Raw genomic sequence first — 4,606 nt, 5'->3', positions numbered from 1 at the left:
TGTCCACTTTCTTGACAGAAGACCAATGAAGGACAAAATCGGGAAAATGAGCCAGCAAAATGTCCTTCATCAGGGTTATGAAGGACGAAATCAAGAAAAAGAGCTAGTGAAAAGTCCTTCATCGGGGTTATGAAGGCCGAAATAGAGAAAAAGAGCCAGTGAAAAGTCCTTCATCCGGGTCATGAAGGACAAAATCGAGAAAACGAGCCAGTGAAATGTCCTTCATTAGGGTTATGAAGGCCGAAATAGAGAAAATGAGCCAGTGAAATGTCCTTCATCGGGTTTATGAAGGCCGAAATAGAGAAACTGAGCCAGCGAAATGTCCTTCATCAGGGCTATGAAGGACAAAATCAAGAAACTGAGCCAGCGAAATGCCCTTCCCCAACATACCATTCTCCTCAAAAATCACTCTTCCTCACCTAACATTTTCAATAACTCCTTCAATGCAAAAGAATGATAGGCACCTTTTTTAGTAATAATCCCGAGCTTCCAAAGGAGAGTGGAGTTTTCTTCAATCGGTATGATTTTGACATTGCTGTTAGTTTGTTTTTCATAAATTGATCTCGGCAATAACGCGATACCAAGCTTTGATGAGACGAGTCCGACGATTAAATCCCACTGTGAGCTTTGATAAGAAATCGTTGGGGTGAATCCATGGTTTTCACATGCTTGGATAACGTGGTCATGTAAAGTAAAGTCCTTCGAAAACAAGATGAATCTTTCGTCTCTTAGTTCGCTCAAAGAAATAGACTGTTTATGGGCGAGTGGATGATCTTCGTAAAGATATAAAACGAATTCATCTTGAATAAACGGGTGAATATTGAATTTTTTCTCATTGGCTGGCATGACAATGATACCGAGATCCACCTGTCCATCTTCGACAAGCTGGCCAATCAATTTGGCGCCGAGTTCAGTCAGCTCAAGGGATACTTTTGGATATTTTTGATTGAAGCGCCGAGCAATATCAGGGAAAAAAAGCGTGCCAATTAGAGGAGGAATCCCGATTCTAATTGTGCCCGCCGTAACATCCATGAGCTCCTCTAAAAGTACATCCAATTCGGACAATGCTGCCAGTGCTTTCTGCCCCTGCTGGTATACAATCTGCCCTGCATCTGTCAATCGTAAATGTCTTGTTGAGCGATCAAACAGTTCAACATGAAGTTCCTCCTCTAATTTCTTTATAGCTTTACTTAAAGAAGGTTGTGTTAAGTAGGAATGGGCAGCAGCTTTTGTAAAACTTTTATGATTAGCGACTTCGATAAATGAGTTTATGTCTCGTAATTCCATCATGTTCTCCTATTTATTCTTTAATTTCATAATCTTTATTCCTTTTATGTATTTTACTTATAGAGAATAGAAATGTAAACTATGAATATATAAATTATTCCAAATATTCAAAGTGTTGGAGGGGTAGCCAGATGAAAAACAGCAAAGTAATGAATTCCTTCTTGGAAGCGGTTTCAGATATTAAGGATGGTTCAACGATTATTGTGGGCGGCTTTGGTCTTTCAGGTATTCCGGAGTATTCTATTCAAGCTCTTAAAGAACAAGGAACAAAGGATTTGACGGTTGTTAGTAATAATTGCGGGGTCGATGATTGGGGACTTGGACTGTTGCTTGCGAATAAGCAGATCAAGAAAATGGTCGCTTCTTATGTTGGAGAAAATAAAATTTTTGAACAGCAGTATTTGAGCGGAGAATTGGAAGTCGAATTGACTCCTCAAGGTACACTTGCAGAGCGAATGCGAGCTGGTGGTGCAGGCATCCCTGGTTTTTATACAGCAACAGGGGTCGGTACACCAATTGAAGAAGGAAAAGAAACGAAGATTTTTGACGGAAAGAAATATCTTTTAGAACAAGGAATTGTAGGAGACTTCGCACTTGTAAAAGCATGGAAAGCAGATAAATTTGGTAACCTCGTGTACCGAAAGACTGCTCGCAACTTTAATCCACTTGCAGCGATGGCCGGAAAAATAACGATTGCAGAAGTAGAGGAAATTGTGGAACCTGGTGAACTAGATCCAGATGAAATCCATACACCAGGCGTTTATGTACAACGTTTATTGCTTGGGTCAAATTATGAGAAACGCATTGAAAAACGGACGGTTGCAAAAGCTTAAAATTTTTTGAAGGAATGGAGTGTCTGAATATGAGCGATAAACGTTTTGATATTGTAAAAAGAGCAGTTCAGGAAATTAAAGATGGCATGAATGTTAACTTAGGTATTGGCTTGCCGACACTTATTGCAAATGAAATTCCAGATGATTGCGATGTGTTGCTTCAATCAGAAAATGGTCTGCTCGGTATTGGACCATATCCAGTAGCAGATGAGGTAGATGCGGATTTAATCAATGCTGGAAAAGAAACAGTGACTGTCGTTCCGGGTTCTTCGTTTTTTGACAGCGCAGAGTCGTTTGCTATGATTCGCGGCGGCCATATTGACCTTGCTATTCTTGGGGGAATGGAAGTGTCAGAACAAGGGGATTTAGCGAACTGGATGATTCCTGGGAAAATGGTAAAAGGTATGGGCGGCGCGATGGACCTTGTCAACGGAGCAAAGCGTGTGGTAGTAATTATGGAGCATGTGAATAAACATGGAGAATCCAAAGTGAAAAAGGCATGTACACTTCCATTGACTGGTCAGCAAGTGGTGAACCGATTAATTACTGATTTGGCTGTTTTTGATTTTACTCCTGAAGGAATGGTTCTAGTCGAAACGCAAGGTAATGTTTCTGTTGAAGAAGTAAGAGCAAACACAGAAGCAGAGTTTTCTGTAGCTCCTGAGCTTGTAGCAGCAAATTAAAAAAAAAGGGGATGATTCTATGTCAAGAACGGTAATTGTAGATGGGGCACGAACACCTTTTGGAAAATTTGGCGGTGCACTTTCATCATTGAGTGCATCAGAGCTTGGCGGAATTGCAATGAAAGAAGCACTTAATCGTGCGGGCGTGAAACCGGAAGAAATCGGTGAGGTTATTTTCGGTAATGTTTTGCAGGCTGGGCAGGGGCAAATTCCTTCCCGCCAAGCTGCACGTGCAGCTGGTATTCCATGGGATGTTAAAACGGAAACAATTAATAAAGTATGTGCCTCAGGTCTTCGCAGTGTAACGCTTGCTGATCAGATTATTCGTTCAGGTGATGAAGAAGTCATTCTCGCCGGTGGCATGGAGTCGATGTCGAACACTCCTTATGCTGTGCCTAAATCCCGCTGGGGGATCCGCATGGGTGACACGCCAATGGTGGATTTGATGATTCATGATGGTCTATCGTGCAGTTTCACCGGTGTACACATGGGGAATTACGGGGACAGTACAGCAACAGAATTCGGGTTGTCACGTGACCTGCAGGATGAGTGGGCTGTCCGAAGTCACAGGCTGGCAATTGAAGCAATAGAAGCTGGGAAGCTTGCAGAAGAAATCGTAGCAGTGGAAGTGCCTCAGAAGAAGGGCAATCCGATTATTGTAGAAAAAGATGAAGCTCCGCGTAAGGAAACTACGAAAGATGTATTAGCAAAATTGCGTCCGGCCTTTAGTAAAGAGGGTACGATTACAGCAGGTAATGCACCTGGTATTAACGATGGCGCTGCTGCGCTTGTACTCATGAGTGATGAACGTGCTAGAAAAGAAAACAAAGATGTTCTCGCTACAGTAATAGCTCATGCAGAGGTTGCAGTAGAGGCTGGAAACTTCCCGCAAACACCGGGTCTTGTTATAAATAAGCTTTTAAATAAAACAGGAAAAACCGCTGCAGATATTGATTTATTTGAAATTAATGAAGCTTTTGCTGCTGTTGCACTTGTAAGCAATCAAATAGCTGGACTTGATCCGGAAAAAGTAAATGTTAATGGCGGTGCAGTCGCTCTTGGTCATCCAATCGGTGCTAGTGGCGCGCGTGTTATTCTAACTCTTGCTTATGAATTGAAACGCCGAGGCGGCGGTATCGGAATCGCAGCGATTTGTTCTGGCGGCGGTCAAGGGGACGCAATTATGATTGAAGTGCCCGGTAAATAAGCTTGGTCAAACCTCCTTGTCAGGGAAGCGTGAGGAAATCGGAATTCCTCGCGCTGCCCTATTTTGAATTATAAATCTATCTAAGTTGTTCCAAATCACTCTGTTTAGGTTGAGTAAAGAAAAAGATAAATAGAATGATGGGGAGTGCGATAAGGAAGATTCCGACTGTTGATGGACTGATGGCTGGAATATCTGTTAGAGACATATTCACCATTCCTTTTTTGAATTATGGATTAAAATGAAACTGATTAGTGATGACTTTTTTATATAAAGTATAATCGTCTCTTAAGTCTGGAAGAGACGGTTCGGGGATGGGCATTCCAAATATAGGGCCACTTACAACAAGTGTAAATTCTCTTGCCCCTATAAAGGTCCCTTCTACTACAATAGAACCTCTTAATAGCAAAATAGCAATTGAAATATCAAGGATATCAAGAAAGGCGGTTGCTACCTTATTTCCGTTTTTCCCTTCTAATCTTTCTGTACCTGTGAGCGGGCCGGCTAAAGATAAACGAAAAGACCCTGGTGTAACAAACACCCCTCTTAGTGTAATTTGGCCTGTTATTGACTGCTCCCACAGCTGAAGCAGTGGGATT

The 4,606-nt window shown here is 41.9% G+C and carries 5 protein-coding genes; 3 read left to right on the top strand and 2 right to left on the bottom strand.

The genetic code is table 11. The features are described from left to right. Positions 1-405: 405 nt before the first annotated feature. On the bottom strand, positions 406-1,287 hold the full coding sequence (locus D1953_RS20665; RefSeq protein WP_119119036.1) for a LysR family transcriptional regulator: 882 nt from the start codon (positions 1,285-1,287) through the stop codon (positions 406-408). A 131-nt stretch (positions 1,288-1,418) separates the two neighbouring features. Between D1953_RS20665 and D1953_RS20660 the strand changes: the two genes are divergently transcribed. Genes D1953_RS20660 through D1953_RS20650 form a run of 3 tightly spaced genes read left to right on the top strand, consistent with a single transcriptional unit; the run spans position 1,419 to position 4,010 of the window. Continuing rightward, complete coding sequence (locus D1953_RS20660) at positions 1,419-2,120, top strand: CoA transferase subunit A (protein WP_119119035.1); 702 nt, start codon at positions 1,419-1,421, stop codon at positions 2,118-2,120. Between the two features lie 29 nt (positions 2,121-2,149). Beyond that, on the top strand, positions 2,150-2,803 hold the full coding sequence (locus D1953_RS20655) for a 3-oxoacid CoA-transferase subunit B (protein WP_119119034.1): 654 nt from the start codon (positions 2,150-2,152) through the stop codon (positions 2,801-2,803). A 19-nt stretch (positions 2,804-2,822) separates the two neighbouring features. After that, positions 2,823-4,010 carry an acetyl-CoA C-acetyltransferase gene (locus tag D1953_RS20650; protein ID WP_119119033.1) on the top strand — a complete coding sequence of 396 codons (1,188 nt, stop codon included), beginning with the start codon at positions 2,823-2,825 and terminating at the stop codon, positions 4,008-4,010. Between the two features lie 226 nt (positions 4,011-4,236). On the opposite strand, the gene D1953_RS21515 is transcribed toward D1953_RS20650, so the two are convergent. Continuing rightward, on the bottom strand, positions 4,237-4,606 hold a 370-nt coding region (locus D1953_RS21515), incomplete at its 5' end, for a hypothetical protein (RefSeq protein WP_119119032.1).

Origin of the sequence: Peribacillus asahii, assembly GCF_003570725.1 — a bacterium.
Lineage (GTDB): Bacteria > Bacillota > Bacilli > Bacillales > DSM-1321 > Peribacillus > Peribacillus asahii.
This window is presented reverse-complemented; position numbering and strand designations above follow the sequence as displayed.

Coding starts and splice junctions, on each gene's coding strand:
- D1953_RS20655 (WP_119119034.1), top strand. CDS start 2,150: ATGAGCGATAAACGTTTTGATATTGTAAAAAGAGCAGTTCAGGAAATT.
- D1953_RS20650 (WP_119119033.1), top strand. CDS start 2,823: ATGTCAAGAACGGTAATTGTAGATGGGGCACGAACACCTTTTGGAAAA.
- D1953_RS20660 (WP_119119035.1), top strand. CDS start 1,419: ATGAAAAACAGCAAAGTAATGAATTCCTTCTTGGAAGCGGTTTCAGAT.
- D1953_RS20665 (WP_119119036.1), bottom strand. CDS start 1,287: ATGGAATTACGAGACATAAACTCATTTATCGAAGTCGCTAATCATAAA.